This is a genomic window from Tunturiibacter psychrotolerans (genome assembly GCF_051013365.1).
Classification (GTDB): domain Bacteria; phylum Acidobacteriota; class Terriglobia; order Terriglobales; family Acidobacteriaceae; genus Edaphobacter; species Edaphobacter psychrotolerans_A.
This window is the reverse complement of sequence record NZ_CP132941.1, coordinates 3,179,517-3,198,299: the sequence shown is the minus strand read 5'-3', so window position 1 is coordinate 3,198,299 and position 18,783 is coordinate 3,179,517. Positions and strand designations below refer to the sequence as shown.

General features: G+C 57.8%; 18 protein-coding genes. 10 read left to right on the top strand and 8 right to left on the bottom strand.

The annotated features are described in order from the left end of the window. Positions 1-322 precede the first annotated feature (322 nt). Complete coding sequence (locus RBB76_RS13390; RefSeq protein WP_429631340.1) at positions 323-3,703, bottom strand: vitamin B12-dependent ribonucleotide reductase; 3,381 nt, start codon at positions 3,701-3,703, stop codon at positions 323-325. Positions 3,704-4,286: 583 nt separating this feature from the next. Here RBB76_RS13390 and RBB76_RS13385 point away from each other — a divergent pair. Next, positions 4,287-5,747: a glycosyltransferase family 39 protein gene (locus tag RBB76_RS13385; RefSeq protein WP_429631342.1), complete on the top strand. Its 1,461-nt coding sequence runs from the start codon at positions 4,287-4,289 to the stop codon at positions 5,745-5,747. Between the two features lie 93 nt (positions 5,748-5,840). Here RBB76_RS13385 and RBB76_RS13380 read toward each other — a convergent pair whose 3' ends face one another. Next, positions 5,841-6,341 carry an HNH endonuclease gene (locus RBB76_RS13380; RefSeq protein ID WP_429631344.1) on the bottom strand — a complete coding sequence of 167 codons (501 nt, stop codon included), beginning with the start codon at positions 6,339-6,341 and terminating at the stop codon, positions 5,841-5,843. A gap of 74 nt (positions 6,342-6,415) precedes the next feature. Then, entirely contained in the window at positions 6,416-6,703 is a 288-nt protein-coding gene (locus RBB76_RS13375) for a Dabb family protein (RefSeq protein WP_429631346.1), read from the bottom strand. Positions 6,704-6,779: 76 nt separating this feature from the next. On the opposite strand from RBB76_RS13375, the gene RBB76_RS13370 reads away from it, so the two are divergent. The 3 genes from RBB76_RS13370 to RBB76_RS13360 are packed head-to-tail and all read left to right on the top strand — an operon-like array spanning position 6,780 to position 8,989. Continuing rightward, positions 6,780-7,400, top strand: coding sequence for a thioredoxin family protein (locus tag RBB76_RS13370; protein WP_429631348.1), 621 nt, complete (start codon positions 6,780-6,782; stop codon positions 7,398-7,400). Between the two features lie 27 nt (positions 7,401-7,427). Beyond that, entirely contained in the window at positions 7,428-8,078 is a 651-nt protein-coding gene (locus tag RBB76_RS13365) for a carbonic anhydrase (protein ID WP_429631350.1), read from the top strand. Further along, complete coding sequence (locus RBB76_RS13360; RefSeq protein ID WP_429631352.1) at positions 8,075-8,989, top strand: bestrophin family protein; 915 nt, start codon at positions 8,075-8,077, stop codon at positions 8,987-8,989. Before RBB76_RS13365 ends, RBB76_RS13360 begins: the two co-directional genes overlap by 4 nt. Positions 8,990-9,046: 57 nt before the next feature. Here RBB76_RS13360 and RBB76_RS13355 read toward each other — a convergent pair whose 3' ends face one another. The 4 genes from RBB76_RS13355 to RBB76_RS13340 all read right to left on the bottom strand — a co-directional run bounded on the left by RBB76_RS13355 (position 9,047) and on the right by RBB76_RS13340 (position 12,444). After that, complete coding sequence (locus RBB76_RS13355; protein WP_429631354.1) at positions 9,047-9,307, bottom strand: hypothetical protein; 261 nt, start codon at positions 9,305-9,307, stop codon at positions 9,047-9,049. A gap of 135 nt (positions 9,308-9,442) precedes the next feature. Beyond that, positions 9,443-10,327 (bottom strand): magnesium transporter CorA family protein, encoded by an 885-nt coding sequence (locus RBB76_RS13350; RefSeq protein ID WP_429631356.1) that lies wholly within the window; start codon positions 10,325-10,327, stop codon positions 9,443-9,445. 262 nt (positions 10,328-10,589) lie between these two features. Then, a complete protein-coding gene (locus RBB76_RS13345; RefSeq protein WP_429631358.1) occupies positions 10,590-11,441 on the bottom strand; it encodes a JmjC domain-containing protein in 852 nt (283 codons plus the stop codon). Positions 11,442-11,655: 214 nt separating this feature from the next. Further along, positions 11,656-12,444 carry an ABC transporter ATP-binding protein gene (locus tag RBB76_RS13340; RefSeq protein WP_429631360.1) on the bottom strand — a complete coding sequence of 263 codons (789 nt, stop codon included), beginning with the start codon at positions 12,442-12,444 and terminating at the stop codon, positions 11,656-11,658. 57 nt (positions 12,445-12,501) lie between these two features. Here RBB76_RS13340 and RBB76_RS13335 point away from each other — a divergent pair, with 57 nt between their 5' ends. The 5 genes from RBB76_RS13335 (at position 12,502) to RBB76_RS13315 (ending at position 17,642) form a co-directional block, all read left to right on the top strand. Further along, positions 12,502-13,074 (top strand): hypothetical protein, encoded by a 573-nt coding sequence (locus RBB76_RS13335; protein ID WP_429631362.1) that lies wholly within the window; start codon positions 12,502-12,504, stop codon positions 13,072-13,074. Between the two features lie 554 nt (positions 13,075-13,628). Next, the gene (locus RBB76_RS13330; protein WP_429631364.1) at positions 13,629-15,179 is read left to right on the top strand and encodes a hypothetical protein; all 1,551 of its coding nucleotides are present in this window, start codon (positions 13,629-13,631) and stop codon (positions 15,177-15,179) included. Positions 15,180-15,255: 76 nt separating this feature from the next. Beyond that, positions 15,256-15,666, top strand: coding sequence for a hypothetical protein (locus RBB76_RS13325; protein WP_429631366.1), 411 nt, complete (start codon positions 15,256-15,258; stop codon positions 15,664-15,666). Continuing rightward, positions 15,666-16,346, top strand: coding sequence for a C39 family peptidase (locus tag RBB76_RS13320; RefSeq protein ID WP_429631368.1), 681 nt, complete (start codon positions 15,666-15,668; stop codon positions 16,344-16,346). The genes RBB76_RS13325 and RBB76_RS13320 overlap by 1 nt, the downstream gene beginning before the upstream one ends. Before the next feature lie 15 nt (positions 16,347-16,361). Continuing rightward, the gene (locus tag RBB76_RS13315; protein WP_429631370.1) at positions 16,362-17,642 is read left to right on the top strand and encodes a transporter; all 1,281 of its coding nucleotides are present in this window, start codon (positions 16,362-16,364) and stop codon (positions 17,640-17,642) included. A gap of 17 nt (positions 17,643-17,659) precedes the next feature. Here RBB76_RS13315 and RBB76_RS13310 read toward each other — a convergent pair whose 3' ends face one another. Next, on the bottom strand, positions 17,660-18,025 hold the full coding sequence (locus RBB76_RS13310) for a hypothetical protein (protein WP_353063935.1): 366 nt from the start codon (positions 18,023-18,025) through the stop codon (positions 17,660-17,662). Positions 18,026-18,256: 231 nt separating this feature from the next. Between RBB76_RS13310 and acpS the strand changes: the two genes are divergently transcribed. After that, positions 18,257-18,637 carry a holo-ACP synthase gene (acpS, locus tag RBB76_RS13305; RefSeq protein ID WP_429631372.1) on the top strand — a complete coding sequence of 127 codons (381 nt, stop codon included), beginning with the start codon at positions 18,257-18,259 and terminating at the stop codon, positions 18,635-18,637. Positions 18,638-18,783 lie beyond the last annotated feature (146 nt).

The following is an 18,783-nucleotide window of genomic DNA, read 5'->3' as shown; positions in this document are numbered from 1 at the left end:
AACCGCGGCCACAGAAAGGCCCCGAGATATTAGGGAATCTCGGGGCTCGTATTAGGAGGCCTTAAGCAGTTCGTGAGTCTCGATGTGATGTGCGGCGCGAACTAAAACGAATCGGGGGTGTGCACATCCCCGACAAGGCGGAAATCTCTTGCCGTAGACACATGTCACTTCATGCTCTTTGGCGTGATTTGGATCGTGAACGACCCTGTAAATGCCCGAGTGAGGAATATCTTGTCCCGGTTTAAAGACATCGCCGACGTTTGCCATGAGTGGTACCTCTCTGTTTGCTCATAGATATCTTGTTACATCGGATTCCGCTGTTTTAGCTGCAGCCGCTTGTGCTGCCGCAGGACATGCAGCGGTAGCAGGAGCCGCTGCGGGTCATGATGGCTCCGCAGGTGGCGCAGGAGGGTGAGTCGCCCATCTCGTACATGGACTTCATGGCGTCGGAGGCGTGGTAGATGCCGCGGTCTTCGAGGGACATGGGGTCGGGGGATTCGAGTCCGCTGCGGGCGCTGAGGTCGGGTGCGATTCCCTGCTGGGGTGGTGTGGTGGGGTGGGTGTGCTCGTGGCTGTCGTAAGTGCTAAAAGCAGATCCCTCCGCTCCGCTGCGGGATGACAACAAGGAAGACTGTGCGGGCTCCTGCTTGTGTTCCGCTGATGCGGCGAGGTTGGGGATGATGACGTTGCCGGGGGCGTTGACGGTGCCTTCGACGGGGATGCTGGTTGGGATGGCGGCTTGTCCCTGGGCCTGGCTCTGGTTTTGGGGGGTTAGGCCGGCGAAGAGGTCGAACTGGTGTCCGGAGAGGAAGCGGATCTGGATCCAGCGGAAGATGTAATCCATGATCGACTTGGCGTAGCCGATCTGCTCGTTGCCGGTCCAGCCGGAGGGCTCGAAGCGGGTGTGGGCGAACTTCTCGCAGAGGACACGGAGAGGAACGCCGTGCTGGAGGGCGAGGGAGACGGCGGTGGCGAAGGAGTCCATGAGTCCGGAGACGGTGGAGCCTTCCTTGGCCATGCGGATGAAGATTTCGCCGGGCTGGCCGTTGGGGTAGAGGCCGACGGTGATGTAGCCCTCGTGTCCGGCGAGGCCGAACTTGTGGGTGACGGAGGCGCGCTCGGCAGGGAGACGGTGGCGGACGGCGCGGGGCGGGGCCTGCGAGTCTGCGGCGTCGGAGTTCTGGAGAGCGGCTTCGGTGATCTGCTTGAGCTGGGTTTCGAGGCTGTGGATGCGGGTGTGGGCGGCGGTGGCGGTCTCCATGGCCTCGGTGAGCTGCTGACGGGCGGCGGCGCGGGCGGCTTCGACGGCCTCCTCGATTTCGATGGAGCCTGCGGCTACGGGGGCTACGGCGTTGGTGGCGCGGGTTCCCTTCTTGTCGGCGTCGGTTTGGGCGGTGACGTTGAGGGGCTGGGTTCCCTTGGAGTTGTCGCGGTAGATGGCTACGGCCTTGAGGCCCTGGCGCCAGCTCTCCATGTAGGCTTCGGCGATGTCGTCGACGGAGCAGTCCTGGGGGAGGTTGACGGTCTTGGAGATGGCTCCGGAGAGGAAGGGCTGGGTGGCGCCCATCATCTTGATGTGGCCCATGTAGGAGATGCTGCGGGTTCCCTTGGAGGGCTTGAAGGAGCAGTCGAAGACGGCGAGGTGCTCGGGCTTGATGGCGGGCGCGCCTTCGATGGTGCCGGTGGCGTCGATGTAGCTGACGATGGCGTTGACCTCGGACTCGGAGTAGCCGAGCTTGATGAGGGCTGAGGGGACGGTGTTGTTGACGATCTTGATCATGCCGCCGCCGACTAGCTTTTTGTATTTCACGAGGGCGAGGTCAGGCTCGATGCCGGTGGTGTCGCAGTCCATCATGAAGCCGATGGTGCCGGTGGGGGCGAGGACGGTGACCTGAGAGTTGCGGTAGCCGTGCTTTTCGCCGTGGGCGAGGGCGCCGTCCCAGGCGTGGCGGGAGGCTTCGATGAGCTGGTCGAGCTGGGGGACGAAGAAGGGCTCGGTGCTCTGTTTGGACTTGCCGATGTTGTTGACTTCGGCGCGGTGCATACGGACTACGTCGAGGAAGGGCTCGCGGTTGACGTAGAAGCCGGGGCAGGCTCCGCCGGCAATTTCGGCCTGCTGGGTGAGCGGGGTGGCTGCGCCGAGGGGTGGGCAGGTTTCGGCGATGCGGGAGGATTGCCAGTAAGCGTCGCCGCAGAGGATGGAGGTGAGGGTGGCGGCGAAGTCGCGGCCGGCGTCGGAGTCGTAGGGGAGACCGAAGGCCATGAGGAGCGCACCGAGGTTCGCGTAACCGAGGCCGAGGGGGCGGTAGTCGTGCGAGTTCTTCGAGATCATCTCGGTGGGGTAACCGGCGGAATCGACGATGATCTCCATGGCGGTGGTGACGATCTCGATGGCGTGGCGGTAGCTGGGGATGTCGAACTGGCCGCCGGGGGTGAGGAACTTCAGGAGATTGAAGGAGGCAAGGTTGCAGGCGGAGTCATCGAGGAACATATACTCCGAGCAGGGGTTGGAGGCGTTGATGCGACCGGTGTTCTTGCTGGTGTGCCAGCGGTTGATGGTGGAGTCGAACTGCATGCCGGGGTCGCCGCACTGCCAGGTGGCTTCGGCGATGTTGTGCATGAGGTCGCGGGCTTTGTACTCCTTGACGGGAGTGCGTTCTTTGACGGTGCGAGTGACGAAGGTGCCGTCGGACTCGACTGCGCGCATGAACTCGTCGGTGACGCGGACGGAGTTGTTGGCGTTCTGGAAGAAGATGGAGCTGTAGGCTTCGGAGTCGGGACCGCTGCCGTCGTAGCCAGCCTGCATGAGATGCCAGGCCTTCTGCTCTTCTTTTACTTTGCACTGGACGAAGTCTTCGATGTCGGGATGGTCGGCGTTGAGGATGACCATCTTGGCAGCGCGGCGGGTTTTGCCGCCGGATTTGATGACGCCGGCGAAGGCGTCGAAGCCACGCATGAAGGAGAGCGGGCCGGAGGCGGTGCCGCCGCCGGAGAGGGTCTCCATGGAGCCGCGGATGTTGGAGAGGTTGGAGCCAGCGCCTGAACCCCACTTGAAGAGCATGCCTTCGGTTTTGGCGAGGGTGAGGATGGAGTCGAGCGAATCCTGCACGGAGTTAATGAAGCAGGCGGAGCACTGGGGCTTGGTGTAGCCGGTGACGGAGAACTCGACCTTGCCGGTGGTGGCGTTCCAGTGCCAGTTCTGGGCGTCGGAGTTGGGTTCGAGGCGATCGCAGCCTACGTTGAACCAGACGGGCGAGTTGAAGGCTACCTTCTGGTTGAGGAGAAGGTGGGCGAGCTCGACGTAGAAGGTGTCGGCGTCAGCCTGGGAGGCGAAGTAGCCGCCTGCTATGCCCCAGTCGCGGATGGATTCGGCGACGCGGGTGATGAGGGCGCGGACGCCGGATTCGCGCTCGTCGGTTCCGTTGAGGCCGTGGAGGTACTTGCTGGCGACGATGTTGGTCGCGGTCATGGACCAGTCGGCGGGAACTTCGACGTTCTTCTGCTCGAAGATGGTCTTTCCCTTGAAGTCCTGGATGATGGCGTCGCGTAGCTCCCAGACGATCTCATCGTAGGGGGAGATGCCCGGCTTGGTGAAGTGGCGATCAAACGTCAGACCGGGGGTGCGCTGATTCTTGAAGCCGGCTGCTCCGGATGCGGTCTGGGCGGCGCCTTGTGTATGGGTCTGGTTGGGGATGGTGGCCATGGGGAGTACTCCTTCTAATTTGATGAAAAATCTGGGGTGCCGATGCTCCCGAAAGCGTTCGACCGGGAGGTAAAAACTAACGAGTAGAGCGCTGGTTGTGTATCCGGCGGGATGAACCGGCGGCGTTCTGAATCGTGAAATGTAAGGAACTTTGGCCTTGTTTTGCGTGGCTGCAGTCGTGAAAGTAACGCCCCCTATGGGGTGTGTCAAGTATAAAGCACAACATGTTGTGTTGGCTGTGCGAATACCCCTATTTACGCGGGGTTAATGTGTCAATTTGGTGAAAACCTTGGTTTTTGCTGTGGATTTTGCGAAATCAGCACGGCAGATGCGGATTTACTGATCCGTAATGGGACAGTTTTGAGGGTAGGCGCGAACGGGTTCGAAGGCAAGGCGCATGTGGTGTGGATGGGAGTGGAAATGTGGGAAAGACGACGGTTTCCGGATGGAGTTTCGGGACGGCAAATTGACTGTTTCTAGGGGAGACGTGAACTCGCGTGTAATGTGTTGCGTAGCGTTCGGCTGACGGGGGATTCTGGTGCAGACGGAGATTGGGTCGCGAAAAGAGACGCCAACAGAGACCTTGGCACTGATTGGAATCGCCCTGGCGGTGATGCTCATTCATCTGCTGACGAATGGCCGCTATGGATTTCATCGGGATGAGTTTCAGTTTTTGAGCGATGCGCGACACCTGGACTGGGGGTTCGTTGCCTATCCTCCGTTTACTCCATTTGTGGAGCGGGTGGGGTTGCAGTTGTTTGGGGTGTCGATGGTGGGGTTGCGGCTGTTTTCCGTCATTGCGCAGGCGGTGGCGATTGTGGCGACGGGGTTGATGGCCAGGGAGTTGGGTGGGGGACGGCTGGCACAGATTGTGGCGGCGCTGGCAGTGGCGACTTCGGGATTGCCGGTGTTCGAGGGAACGGAGTTTCAATACTCCTCGTTCGATTACTTGTGGTGGGTGTTGATCGCTTATTGCTTGATTCGGTTGTTGAAGACGGAGGATTCGCGATGGTGGCTGGCGATCGGCGTATTTGTCGGCATGGGACTGATGACCAAGTACTCGATTTTGTTTTTCATCGCGGGGATCCTGGGCGGGATGGTGTTGAGTTCGGGTCGGCGTTATTTCGCGAGTGGGTGGTTCTGGGGTGGCGTCGCGGTGGCGCTTGTGATCTTTGCGCCTAACTTTTTATGGCAGGTGCGGCATGGGTTTATCTCTATAGATTTTCTGCGGCATATCCATGCGCGGGACGTGAGGCTGGGGCGGGCGAATGGATTTTTGAAAGACCAGTTCGTGATCTGCGCGAATCTGGCTACGGCTCCTATATGGATCGCCGGGGTGGTTAATTTTCTGCGGAACGAACGATACCGGATGCTGGGGTGGATGTACCTTATCCCGTTTGCGCTGTTTTTCGTGGGTAAGGGGCGCGGGTACTATCTGGCGGCGGCTTATCCGATGCTGCTGGCGATGGGCGCCGTGGTTTGGGAGAGAAGGGTCGCTGGGCTTACGCGAGTGTGGCGGCGGGTTGTGCTGGGAGTGGCGTTTGCTGCGATGGCGGCTTATGGAGTCTTTGTTTATGCGGTTATCGTGCCACTGGCGGCGAATGGGCCACTAAAGCGGTTTGCGCTGAAGAACAACGGTGATCTGCGTGAGGAGCTTGGTTGGAAGGAGATGGTCGGTTTGGTGGCGGGGATTCGCGATTCCCTTCCCGCTGAACAACGCTCGAATGTTGGCGTGTTTACTGCGAACTATGGAGAGCAGGGCGCCCTGGAGATTCTGGGGCCTGCGTATGGTCTGCCGATGCCTATCAGCAGGACGAACTCGGCGTGGCTGCGGGGATATCCGGCGGTGCCGCCTACGACGCTGATTGTGCTTGGATTTTCGAAGACGACCGCGGATAAGGCGTTTACCGATTGCCGATTGGTGGGGCGTATCGATAATCCTGAGGGAGTGGATAACGAGGAACGGGATGGAAGTGTGTTTGTGTGCGGGCCGCCGCGGTTGCCCTGGCCTGAGTTTTGGAAGGAGTATCAGGCTTACGGGTGATGGTGGGTTGAAGGCGTTCGAGTCAGTACGAACGAATACAGGGATCCTTCCCTTCGGCTCCGCTCAGGGTCAGGATGACGACTTCTATAGGGGCTAGCTGATGACGGCTGTCTGTGGGCTAGCGGTGTGGGTGAGGCGCAGGCGCTTCCGGAGTTGGGCGGTGGCTTCGCGGTGGCAGAGGAGGCAGAGGGTGCGGAGGTTGTCGAGGTCGCACTGGCCGCCGCCTTCGGCGACTGGACGGATGTGGTCGGCGTCCCAGAGGCTGCGCCGGGCGGTGATGGATTTCATGCCGTAGAGGCGGAGGCCGGCGGCGCGAGCCGGGCCTCGGGCGCGCTTGAGGGCGTTGTAGGCGGCGACGGTGTCGATGGCGCAGACGGAGCAGATGCCGCGGTCGCGAGCGAGGACCTGATCGCGGAGGTAGCCGGGATCGGTGCGGAGACGCCACTGGTGAACGCAGTAGTCGCTGCAGAAGGTGCGACGGCGTTTGGCGAGGATTTCGAGTTCGCACCAACGGCAGAGGGGCAGATTGTTGGGACCGACGGGGAGAGCATGGCGCGTGGTGCGGCCGCCGGGGAGGGTGCGAGGGACGATCATGCTACTTCGAGGATAGGGTACGGGGAAGACCGGGGAAATTGTTGAGGTTGGTTCTGTTCCGCTTCCAGCGGGGGTCAGACTTCGAAGTCTACTTCCAGGGGTTCGATGAGGGGGACGAGCCAGGAAAGAAGTTGAAGGTGGACGGGATGGTTGTTGTAGGCGTCTAGCGAGTCGCGATCGGCAAACTTCATGACGCCTCCGAACTCGTAGCCCTGGGATCGGGGCGAGAAGTTGGCGCCTACGTTGGTTTCAAGGATGGCGGGGATCTGTAGATGGAGTTCGCTGATCTCGTCGTAGGCTCGCTCTTTTTGAGCTTCGGTGGTGTCGGGTTTCCAGCGGAAGCAGAAGGTGTGAATGATCATGCAGGTATAGTAATTTGGCCCGCGGTTCGTGATGTAACAAGAGTTGGCTATGATCGTTGAAGAAGTGGAGGGTGCAATGTCCAAGACACAGTCGGCGATGGTGGCACTGGGGAGTACGGCTCCGGCGTTTGAGCTGGTGGATGTGGTGAGCGGGAAGGCCGTGGGGCGGGATGATGTGTTCGCGACGGCTTCGGAGGATGCGCGGGCGGATGCGGCAAACTGCTCGGCGACGGGATGTCACGGAATGCTGGTGATGTTTCTTTGCGTGCACTGCCCCTATGTGAAGCATGTGGAAGAGGAGTTGGCGCGGATCGGGAGTGACTACGAGGGAAAGATTGCGATTGCGGCGATTTCGTCGAACGATGTGGAGGCTTATCCGCAGGACGCACCGGCGGAGATGAAGAAGCAGGCGGAACGGCTGGGATTTCGATTCCCTTATCTATATGACGAGACGCAGGAGGTGGCACGGGCTTATGACGCAGCCTGTACGCCGGATTTCTTTTTGTTCGATGCGGGAATGTCGCTGGTGTACCGGGGGCAGTTGGATGATAGCCGACCTCGAAGAGGCGATTCGGGCAACGATCTTCCTGTGACAGGAAAAGATCTGCGGGCTGCGATGGATGCGGTGATTGCGGGGAAACGGCCGGATCCGAATCAGCGGTTCGCGGTTGGATGCAATATTAAGTGGAAGCAATAGACTGACGGTTTGTGAGGGAGAGAGCTAATGGATGCTGTACTGGAAGAGCTGAAGGCAGGAGTTCGGCGGTTTCGGAGCGAGGTTTATCCGGAACATGAGCAGGCCTATGTGAAGGCGGCCAGCGTACCCCAGACACCGCACGCGCTGATTGTGACGTGCGCCGACTCGCGAATTGATCCTGAATTGATTACACAATCGCGGCCGGGAGATGTATTTGTAACACGAAATGTCGGGAACCTGGTGCCGGCTTATGGGGAGATGCTGGGCGGCGTGAGCGCGGTGATTGAATATGCCGTTTCGGCGCTGAAGGTACAGCACGTAGTGATATGCGGACACTCGGATTGCGGGGCGATGAAAGGGCTGCTGAACCCGGAGTCTCTCGAGAAGTTGCCGACAGTGAAGAGCTGGTTGACGAACGCACACGCCGCGTTGAGTGTGGCGAGCTCGCTGTCGGAGACCGACGAGAATAAGGAAGAGCGGCTTCGGCGGCTGACGGAGGAGAATGTGCTGCTGCAGATGCAGCATCTGCGGACGCATCCGTCGGTCGCGGGTGCGATGGCGCGTGAGGAACTGACGATCTCCGGGTGGGTGTATGACATCGGCAAGGGCGAGGTTCGGATCTCAGAGGATGGCGGCCGCGTGTTTGTGCCTGTGACGGTTGAGGGCAAGGGCGCATGATCGTTCCTCGCGGGCGACAGCTAAGAGCGATGCTGATGTACGTGGGTAAGCCGCTGCTGCTGCTGGTCATGTATGACCTGGCGGTGGTGGCGGCGTATAAGGTATTGCATTGGAACTGGGTGGCGCTGCCGCATATTCCGTTGTCACTGTTTGGGTCGGCGATCGGCATTATTGTTGCGTTTCGAAACCAGTCGGCTTATGCGCGATGGTGGGAGGCGCGCATTTTGTGGGGTTCGGTGGTGAACAATTCGCGGAGCTGGGCGCGGCAGGTAACAACGGGAATGTTTTCTCTGAAGGCCGATGAGGCTGCGGAGATGAAGCAGATGCAGCGGCGAATGGTTTATCTGCAGATTGCTTACGTGCATGCTCTTCGTCAGCACTTGAGAAAGCTGGAGCCATGGCCGGAGCTGGCACCGCTGCTCACGGAACAGGAGTTGGAGGCGTTGCGCGTCGAGAAAAATGTTCCGATGACGATCCAGGAGTGGATGGGTCAACTTCTGCTGGAGTGCCAGGTTCGGGAGTGGATCGACGCCCTGCAGTGGCGGGCGATGGATGAGAGCCTGAACGATTTGGCGGATGCGCAGGGCGGCGCGGAACGGATCAAAAACACGCCGATGCCGAAGGTGTATGACTACTTCCCGCAGCTATTTGTGCAGATCTACTGCATTCTGCTGCCATTGGCTCTGGTGACGAGCATGGGATGGACTACGCCGCTCGGTTCGACACTGGTTGGGTTTATTTTTCTGGCGCTGGATAAGATAGGACGCGATTTGGAAGATCCGTTCGAGAATTCGATCTTCGATGTGCCGCTAACTTCGATTACGACAACGATTGAGATCAATCTGCGGCAGTTACTGGGAGAGACTCAGCTGCCCCAGGCTACCGTGCCTGTGGATGGCGTGATGTGGTAGCTGCGTTCGATGTTCTGAATGGCCCCGGCTTGGCGCCGGGGCTTTTTGCGCTAGGAATCAAGCGTGAGTGGTGCCGTCGGACCCGTGGAGTTTTACGAGTTTGTTGTAGATGCCGAGGATGAGAAAAGGTGCGGCCCACTGGCCAACGAATAAGGACGTGTGCGGTTTTTTTGCGGCCTGGAAGCCCACAGAAACCGCCATCGAGCCGAGAGCCAGAGCGAGGTAGACGGTGGAGGGAACCTGTGCGGTGACTTTTTCAATAGCTGCGGTGAGTTGATCTTCCTGAACATCCCCTTGGCTTACGCGATAGTCGGTCATGAACGAATCTCCTTAGCGGCGTTGCCGCCTGTATCGAGAGATGCGCGAATAGGTGCGCGACGGGTCTGTCAGTTTTGTGAAGTTTTGCTGGGTCAACAGGCGTTTGGATTGCGTTGATGTAGTGGAGACGATTGCCTAAAGCCAATTCATTCTGCGGAGGAAGTAGAGAAGGAGTGCAGTGTGAAGAATGGTGATGCCGATGATCCATTCGGCTCCGTGAGGGGATTCTTCGAAGGGCAGACCTTTGAGGTTCATTCCGTAGATTCCGGAGATGGCGATCGCAGGTAGAGCGACGGTGCCGAGGATAGTAAGGACTTTGACGACCTCGTTGGTGCGATTGGAGACCGATGAGAGGTAGATGTCGAGAGTGTTGTTGAGAAGATCGCGCTGGGTTTCTACCGAGTCCAGAAGCCGCGCGACGTGATCGTAGGTGTCCCGCACGTAGGGCTGATTCTCAGCGTCGATGATGGTGTTGGGATCGCGCTGAAGATGGAGCGAGGCGTCACGGGTGTTGACGAGGACACGGCGAAGGTCGATAAGTTCGCGCTTGATGGCGAAGACGGATTGAAGGATCTCGGGGGAGGGATCGTCGAAGACTTTATCTTCGAGCTGGTCGATGCGATCGTCGAAGTGGTCGATGGCGGGAAAGTAAAGGTCGACGATGGTGTCGAGGATGAGGGAGACGAGTTTGGCGGGGTGCTCGTCGTCGCCATCGCGGCGGGCGCGGGCTAGAGCCTGCTCAGTAGTTGGGCAGGTGGGGTCTGAGATGGTGATGAGGAAGTCTTTGCCGGCAAAGATGTCGATGGGGGAGAACGAGGGCATCTGTTCGCCGGGGTTGTCGGGGTCAGGGATCAAGCGGACGGGTTTGAAGACGGCGAAGGTATAGGCGATGCCAGAGTCAACTTTGACGATTTCGTCATGAGTGCGGGCGTCTTCGAGATGGAGGGGATGAAGGTTGTATTGTTTCGCGAGTTCGTCGAGCTTGGGGTCGTTGGCGTCCTCGAGTTGATACCAGGGCATAGGGTTCCTTGTCTCGCTTGGTGATTCGACAGTGGGCCGGCTGCTTGCCTCATAGTACTGCGGTTTGCGTCCGGGGCTAAAGGACACGTCTTTATGAGCGGCGCCTCGCGTCCGTGCGAGCAATTCGACGGCTGCGGGAGAACGAACAGTGCCGCAATCATAGGGAAAAGTTTCAGCGCGGCGCCGTAGCCGGCGGTTTGCATGCGGGAGTTATATCACCCGTGATGTTGAAACCGCATCAAGCTGGTTGCAGAGAGAAATTTTATTTGGGTTGGAGGTTCTTTAGCTTCTTAGTGATGCTTCTGGCTCCGGAGAAGACGGCCATCTTGGTATTGTCGATGACCTTGCTTTTGCCGGGCGGCGTAGGGTTGATGCCGAGTTTGCGTAACTGGTGATTTACGCGGAAGAGATCCCGGTCAAATGCAATCGATTCGTAACCGATGCTGAGCGACATGGAGGAGGTGGGGCCGCTTTCGACCATGTGCGGGAAGTGCATGGGAATGTGAACGCCGGTTCCTGGCTCCATGTCGAAACGCATGGCGCGCGATCTGATCTCTTCGCGGAACGCGATCTCGTTTTTCGCCCAATACTTTTCGATATCGAGGTCTTTGAGAATTTCTTTGTCGCTTCCATCGAAGATGTAGATGGTTTTAGTGCCTTGAATCTGCAGGAGGAAGCTGTCTTCGCTGTCGATGTGATAGGGAGTGAATTCATTTGGAGACGTGAGGAAGAGAGTCTCCATGGGTGCGCGGTACTCTTTGCTGAGGTCGACATGCGTGAGCTCTGAAAGCTCTTGCGTCATGGTCTCGAGGACTTTGTCGTACCTGGGCTGAGTGTGAATGAAGCTGAGCTTCATCCGCATCCGGCTGAGATCGGAGTGACGAAAGGCCTCGACAAGGCTGGCCTTGTGATCCTCACTGCCCCATTCTCTGAATTTCCGGTCGAGATAGAAGAAGCCGGATTTGGTGCTGTCACGACTCCAGATTTCGGCGAGTTTTTCTACGGATTGAGTGGAGAAGAGATCGTTGGAGTCGAGGTTGTGGGAGAAGAGAAAGGGCTTTCGCCTGAAGTTATCTGAAAAATCTTTTTCTGGTTGGAAGTACGTGTAAGTCACAGGGCCCCCCGGCAGATCGCAAACTCGCTAATCTGGTTCGACAAGCGAATGGTACAGGGACGCAGTATCTACTTCAATTTTAAAGTGATTCGTCCTATGCGATTTGCGCAGTACTTTCGAGGGTTTTCGTGTAGGTAACCAGTTTGGTAGTTACCATTTTGATTTAGAATTCGTAACTACTTTTGGGAAGTATGGAGTGGTGGTCGTAAGGATGTTAACGCGTAACAGTCTCAATATGAGTGATTTCGCCATCGCGCATGTGGAGGATGCGATCCGCGATCTGGGCGGCCTCGGGGTTGTGGGTGATCATGAGGACGGTCTGGTTGAGCTCGCGGCTGGACTGGCGGAGCATCTTGAGCACGGCGTCGGAGTTTTTTGTGTCCAGGTTGCCTGTTGGCTCATCGGCAAGGACGATGGCAGGGCGGTTGATCAGGGCACGAGCGATGGCTACGCGTTGTTGCTCGCCGCCGGATAGCTCGTTGGGACGATGGTCGAGGCGGCCCTGGATGCCGAGCATCTCGGTAAGGTGCGTGAGGAGGGGACGGTCGAGCTCTCGCTTGGTGGTGGCGCCGAGGTTGGCGATGTCGTGGGCTATCTCGATGTTGCCCATCGCAGAGAGGGTGGGTAAGAGGTTGAAACGCTGGAAGATGAAACCAATCTTGGCACGGCGGGTGCGGGTGCGCTCGGCGTCGGTGAGGGTGGCGAAGTCGACGCCGTCGATGAGGACCGAGCCGGTCGTGGCTCCGGTGAGTCCACCGAGGATATAGAAGAGAGTGGATTTTCCGGAGCCTGAAGGGCCGACGATGGCAACGAATTCGCCTGGGGTGATGGCGAAGTTGACCCTTCGGAGAGCAGGCACCTCGAGCTTGCCGGAGCGATAGGTTTTGCCCAGATCGCGGGCGAGGATGACGGGCGTTGGGGCGGTGCCACCGGGCGTCGAGTGTAAAAGCGTTGTGGAGGAGGAGTCGGGCTGAGGGGACAACGTGGAAGAATGAGAAGACATGTATGTCTATGAAGTTTATCGCGAATGGGGTCGGGAGTGAGGCCAACGGAGCTTTTGATGTGGGGATTGGCAGGCTGGACGACCCTGGGATTATCTGGGGTTGGATTGTCGCGGTTGCGGGGCGAACAGCTTCGAGTGCGTCGTGGATTAGCGTGGTTGGCCGGAGTCTGGGCGATGTATCTCGTGGTGCTGTTAGGAGTTTCGCTGGTGCAGAAGCAGAAGGTACTGGCAGTCGGGCAGCCGCAATGTTTCGACGATATGTGTTTTACGGTGACCGGGGTAGAGGAAGTGAAAGGATTTTTGATTCACGATGAGCAGCGGCTTATTCGAGTGACAGTTCGGGTTACAAATCGGGGACGCATGGCAGAGAGTGATGGATTGATGCGGGCTTATCTGGTGGATGCGCAGGGGCGGCGATGGGAGGAGTCGACTGGAGTCAATGGAGTGGGGCTGACAGCAAAGGTAGCCGGAGGAGACTCGGTGTTGAGTCAGCCGGTGTTCAAGGTGGCGGGCGATGCCACGGGCTTGAGGCTGGTCTTGACGCATGGGTGGAAGCAGCCGGGCGTATTGGTGATTGGTGACTCTGATAGTCTGCTGCACCGGAAGACGGTCGTGGAACTTGGGCGCTGATCGAAGACTTGAGATAGAGGCGTTACAGCAGTGAACGGCGTTAAGTTACCGCAGGTCTATGCAAATGAATTACTGCAGTGGTATGTGCTGCGACCGAACTTTTCCCTTGAAAATTGCAAGTTGCTGCATGGTGAGAAAAAGCAATGCGAAATCTCCTGTGGAATGCGGGGAAAAACGTTGGCAGATGGATTGCATATATGGGAGTGTCGGAAGTCGGACGAATACTTCTGAAACGGGCTCTATCTGTCGTGCACTATATCAACGCAAGACAGAGATGACATTCATTAGTAATAACGGGCTTCACGCACGAACAACATTGAACGCGATTGGCTTGAACGAACAGTCTCATCGCATGCAGTCCTTCGCTTTTTACGTTTTGCGCTGGTTTCATTTCAGCTTGAGTTGAAGCCTTAATCCCAACATCCCGTGACGACCCAGCTGCGTCGATTCGCTTTCGGCGCGTTTGCAGTGTGGTGCGTCAAAAATTGTCCCCTACGCAGCCGGCCTTGCTGCGCAGACGGACGCGTTCGCCCAACAATGCCCAGGAGGCAGAAGTGAACAAATTAGCTTGCACTCTCGTTACCGCATCGGTTCTCGTCGGCGGCTCCGCCTTTGGCCAGAACAAGCCCAACCAATCGAACGACAAACATGCAAAGCAGGCAATGCGTGATAGCCAGATGGACAAAGTTACCGCCGCCGGAGAAGAGAACACTTCAATCGCGGCCAACAACTCAACCGTCACTGAAAGCAACTCAGGCGCGGTGAGTCTCGCTGGAAGCTCGTTGAATACTGCCGCCGGCATCAACATCGTGAACTCGACTGATAGCCTGGTCGCGAATGGCGTCAACGTTTATGACACCAGTGCTACTTCCGGCAAGGGATCCGATGTTGGGCAGGAAAACTCCATCTCTCAATCTGAAAATGCGACGGCAACACTGGGCAGCTACCACCGCGGAAAAAACAGCCAGCTGACGGTGAACAAGAGCTCGAACGTGAGCAAGATGAGCAGCTCCTCGGCGAGTCTTGACGCTGCGGAAAACAGCAGCACCACAAATAGCAAGGCTTATACCAACGACCTGTCCAAGACGAAGAGCTCGACGGACACGTTCGACAGCAGCAAGAGCTTTGCTCAGAATGCCAGTGCAAGCAAGAGTTCGTCGGCGACTGAGTCGGCTTCGGCTGCGGCGAATGCCAGCAAGTCCAGCGGCACGACCAACGCGTTCGCCACGAACGCTTCTTTGACGGCAGGTTCGACTCAGTCACTTGGCGCTACCCTGACCACAGCGGCGAACGCAGCAAAGAGCGCCAATGGCACCGCGAGCGGTGGTTTCACTGCGAACGGCGCATCGGCTGATCCCGGAGGGAGTGCTTCTACAGTTGGCAACTCGACTTCGAACAACACCTCTTCGAGTGGCGGAAGCAGCTCGGGAACGGTTGGCACCGCAGCTAACAACACCCGTGCAGCGAATGGTGGATCGTCGTTCAACGCGACCGGTAACGGTTCTGCCACAAACACGACCTCCTCAACCGACGCCGCCTCTCTCAACGGTGCTCTGAACGCCTCTTCCAACAAGACCCTCGCTGCAAACGGCGCAACGACAGACAACTTTGCAACCAATAAGTCGTCTTCGGAAGCCGCTCAAGAGAGTGAATCTGCTTCTGGCATGAAGGCTGAGCAGGCCAGCGAGGCGTCCAACGCAACGAGCACGAAAAGCATCAGCCTCGCCAAGAACTCTTCTCTAACTCACAATGTGTCTTCTTCCGATGACTTCGCTACCAGCGACGCCGCGAGCCTGACGACAAGTGCGTCTGACTCGAAGTCGTATTCGGCTGTGAAGAACACTGCCGTGACGAAGGACGTCGAGGGTGCTGTGACTCTCGCTGACGCCACTGCGACAAACATTGCAGTAGACGGATCGACCATTACCGACACCAATGCCTACAGCATTTCGCTTGCCGGTTCAGCAGAGGCGAACGCGAAGGCGATCAACATCGTAAATGCGGCCGGCGGCATGGTTGCGAATGGCGTGAACGTTGCGCACTCGACAGGCATGAATCCGGTTCCAACCTTGACTCAGGTCAACAGCATTTCGCAGTCTCACTAAAAACGACGACAGGACGGGGCTCCGCACTAGCGGTGGAGCTCCTGCCTGTGCTTTTACTCGGCTTCAAGGAGGATGTATGCGTCGTCTTTTTGTGATCGCGAGTCTTGCGCTGCTAACGACTGCAGGACTGGCCCAAAGCTCAACCAAGCATGCGGGCCAACCGCTGAACGACGCTGCCATGGATCGAGTCACGGCAGCGGGCGTTTCAGCGAGTTTGTCAAATGGAGTCGTGCAGTTTCAAGGATCGGCAGCGACTGCGAACGGCCTGGTGACAGGTGCGGGTACGTTGCAGGTGTTGACCGGGCCGCTGACCTCAACGACCAACATGGGCACGTTGACGTTGAACGGCAGCGCGCAACAGAATCTGAGTTCGCTAGTCAACATCAACGCGGTGAACTCTAACATTAATGTGCTGCTGAACCTGAACGTCAATCTGAACTCGACGGTTGGGTCTATCGTGCAGTCCAATCTGAACGGAAAACACTGATGAACTGCTTTCGGTCCATATTTTTTGCTGGATTGGTGAGCGTCGTTCTCTTCCCCGCCCCCGCACGCGGCCAGAGTCATGGCACAGCGACGGGGGTGCAGGGAAGCAAGAACATTCGAAGCCTGAAAGAGATTCGTGACGAGGGCGTGGTGAAGCAGCGCTGGGATGTGAGTTGCGGCGCTGCGGCGTTGAGCACGCTGCTTACTTACGACTTCAAAGACAATACGCCCGAGACTTCGATCGTGGTTTGGCTTTTGCATCGCGTGGACGCCGGCCGCGTGCGCGCACGCGGCGGATTTTCTCTGCTGGACTTGAAACACTTTGCCGAGGCTCGCGGATACCACGCTGAGGCTTTCAGCGGCATGTCTATCGAGGATCTGGCACTGGAAAAGACCTCCGTGATAACGCCGATCAGAGTGAAGGGCTTCGATCACTTTGTGGTGGTGAAAGGGATCTACGCCGGGCATGTGATTTTGGGCGATCCGGGCTTCGGCAATATGACGATGCGGGTGGATCGGTTCCAGGCGCTATGGAAGAACGGCATTGTGTTCGTTGTTCATCCACCGGACGACAGAATGATTGGGGAAAGAAATCTACCCGCTGCGGCTGGGCTGGTGCCGGATGAATCGTTGATCTCGCGCAAGATCGGGGTAGTGGCTCCGAGCAACTATTTGTACTGAGTGAAAGGTGAGTCAATGTTGCTGCGAAGATTTTTACCAGGCGTTGCGTTGATAGCGGTCGGCGCGGGACCGCTGCTGGCCCAGACCACACCCACTAAAGGGCAATCGCAGCCACAGGAGGTCGCCAAGGCCACGACCCCGGGGAAAGATCCAACGGAGCTGAAACTCCAGGAGGCCCTGCGAGAGCGCGATGCCATCATCCGCAATCTGTTGGAGCGAATGAATGAGTTGGAGTGGCGCGTCAATGGTGGATATACCACACCGCCCAGAGCGGATGAGCGTCCTACATTGCCGGCTGCTTCAAGCAGTCGCGTGATTAATTCAGTGGTGTCGACCTCGACCTACGACACCACGGAGCGCCAGGCGACGGAGGCCCTTGACCAGGCTCTGATTGTGCGTGGGGGATTGCTGCTACCTTCCGGGACGCTGGAGATCGATAATACGACCTCTTATTTCAGCGCCTCGTCGGACCATGTGACGGTCAATGGGTTTGCATTGCTGCCGGTGCTGGTGGTGGGCGACATCGCTTCAGAGCGTGTGCGGGAAGACTACCTGTTGCCGAATATGACAGCGAGACTCGGGCTACCGCATAAGTTCCAAGGTGAGTTCACGGTTCCTTACGGATATGAACTGATTCGGACGGTGGATGCCAACAATGTTCAGACGTCATCGAGCAGCTTTGGGCTGGGCGATATCGGTGCAGGGCTTTCACGACAGCTAACGACCGAACATGGAAAAGTTCCCGATATGCTGGCGAACGTTCGCTTCAAGTCAACGACGGGAAAAGATCCCTATAACCTGCAGAGCAGCCAGGTGGCGCTTGGAACCGGGTTCAATGCGATACAGGGAAATCTGACGTTGGCGAAGTCCAGCGACCCTGTGGTCTTCTTTGGCAATCTTTCCTATACGGCGAACTTGAAAGGCAATCATACTGTTTCGGCAAACGATCCGAACAACCCTGCGGCGACGATGGTAGGACACTTCAACCCAGGTGATGCAATTGGTTTCCAGTTAGGCTCTATTCTGGCGTTGAATCCGGAAGTGTCGATGACGGTGGGATGGGATCAACGATTTACGCGCAGCACCACGTTGAACGGAGTAGATATTCCGGCGTCGTACCTAGTGGAGGGTTCGCTGCGGCTGGGAACAAGCTATGTCTATGCGCCAGGGCGAACGATCGATCTCAGCTTTGGCGTCGGACTGACACCGGATACGCCGAATTTGCAGTTCTCGGTAGGAGTGCCATTCCGGCTGGGACTTTGGGGGCAGAAACCAAGGAAGCTAGACGTGCATTAGTCCTGATGCACGGGAGGTCATGCGCGGTCTCCGGCAGAGAGAAAGAGAGACTGAAGGGTGGCGTCTTCGAGGAAGCTGATCTCGAGACGTATAGTCACGATCTGGCCAAGGTCAGCTGGGGTGGTGAGGTTTTTTCTACAGGTGCAGAGGTGGGTGAAGCCGAGGTGCCCGGCGCGGGTGAGCTCGAGGCCCGAGGCGATGATGGATGCGTAGAGGTCGATAACGGCGCGGAGTTGAATCTCGACGCGGAACTCCATGGTGGTGGGAGAGAGGGTTTTGCGATTGAGTATCCAACCTCCGCAGTCTGCAAAGGCTGAGGTGAGCGAGGGCAGAATACCTTGGCGCTCTTCGTAGCTGAAGCCCTGAATATCAAGCGATTGCATGGGATGTTTGAGCCTCTGCCGATCGAAGTGTGCTTGCCGATAGCCTGTTCATCGGAAGGGGAGGGGGGAAGCGTGAGTCTTGGGTGGGGTACGGTGGTCATGTGAATTTTCGGATTTGATGATGTTGAAAAGAGATGACTTGGGATAGGGATTCGAGAATCTGATCCCTTCCTTGCGGTTTGCGTTCTGTTGGCTCGGCGAGTGTAGGAGGATAGTGTCAGCGAGGTTTCTATGGTGCTTGGAGTGGGGACGGATCTGATGGAGACGAAACGGATCGAAGTGAGCATCGAACGGTTCGGCGACAGGTTTTTGGAGCGGGTTTTCACTACAGGAGAGATCGCCTATTGCCTGCGTAAGAAGAAGAATGCGGCTGAGAGCTTTGCTGCTCGGTTTGCGGCGAAAGAGGCGGGGGCGAAGGCACTTGGAACAGGGATCAGCCGGGGAGTTACGTGGAAAGAACTTGAAGTCCGGCGCGAGGCGAGTGGCCGGCCTACGCTGCACTTGAGCGGGCGTGCTGCGGAGCTGGCGGGGGCGATGGGGGTGCGCAGGTTGCAACTAAGCCTGACCCATAGCCGCGAGTTGGCGATGGCCGTCGTGGTGGTGGAGGATTGAAGCTCAACAGGTTGTGGAAGTTGAAACCAATAGAAACCATTAGATCGCTTCGTGCATCCATTGGGGATCGAGTACTTTAACACGACGCGATCCCCTAAAGTTTTCTCGGGTCGATGGACGGGAGGGTAATGTATTCTCCTAGTTAC

Excerpts from the sequence above, each read along its gene's own strand:
- RBB76_RS13340 (WP_429631360.1), bottom strand. The coding sequence starts at position 12,444 with ATGTCTTCTCATTCTTCCACGTTGTCCCCTCAGCCCGACTCCTCCTCC.
- RBB76_RS13320 (WP_429631368.1), top strand. The coding sequence starts at position 15,666 with ATGAACTGCTTTCGGTCCATATTTTTTGCTGGATTGGTGAGCGTCGTT.
- RBB76_RS13375 (WP_429631346.1), bottom strand. The coding sequence starts at position 6,703 with ATGATCATTCACACCTTCTGCTTCCGCTGGAAACCCGACACCACCGAA.
- RBB76_RS13380 (WP_429631344.1), bottom strand. The coding sequence starts at position 6,341 with ATGATCGTCCCTCGCACCCTCCCCGGCGGCCGCACCACGCGCCATGCT.
- acpS (WP_429631372.1), top strand. The coding sequence starts at position 18,257 with ATGGTGCTTGGAGTGGGGACGGATCTGATGGAGACGAAACGGATCGAA.
- RBB76_RS13315 (WP_429631370.1), top strand. The coding sequence starts at position 16,362 with ATGTTGCTGCGAAGATTTTTACCAGGCGTTGCGTTGATAGCGGTCGGC.
- RBB76_RS13335 (WP_429631362.1), top strand. The coding sequence starts at position 12,502 with ATGTGGGGATTGGCAGGCTGGACGACCCTGGGATTATCTGGGGTTGGA.
- RBB76_RS13370 (WP_429631348.1), top strand. The coding sequence starts at position 6,780 with ATGTCCAAGACACAGTCGGCGATGGTGGCACTGGGGAGTACGGCTCCG.
- RBB76_RS13350 (WP_429631356.1), bottom strand. The coding sequence starts at position 10,327 with ATGCCCTGGTATCAACTCGAGGACGCCAACGACCCCAAGCTCGACGAA.
- RBB76_RS13355 (WP_429631354.1), bottom strand. The coding sequence starts at position 9,307 with ATGACCGACTATCGCGTAAGCCAAGGGGATGTTCAGGAAGATCAACTC.
- RBB76_RS13360 (WP_429631352.1), top strand. The coding sequence starts at position 8,075 with ATGATCGTTCCTCGCGGGCGACAGCTAAGAGCGATGCTGATGTACGTG.
- RBB76_RS13390 (WP_429631340.1), bottom strand. The coding sequence starts at position 3,703 with ATGGCCACCATCCCCAACCAGACCCATACACAAGGCGCCGCCCAGACC.
- RBB76_RS13365 (WP_429631350.1), top strand. The coding sequence starts at position 7,428 with ATGGATGCTGTACTGGAAGAGCTGAAGGCAGGAGTTCGGCGGTTTCGG.
- RBB76_RS13310 (WP_353063935.1), bottom strand. The coding sequence starts at position 18,025 with ATGCAATCGCTTGATATTCAGGGCTTCAGCTACGAAGAGCGCCAAGGT.
- RBB76_RS13325 (WP_429631366.1), top strand. The coding sequence starts at position 15,256 with ATGCGTCGTCTTTTTGTGATCGCGAGTCTTGCGCTGCTAACGACTGCA.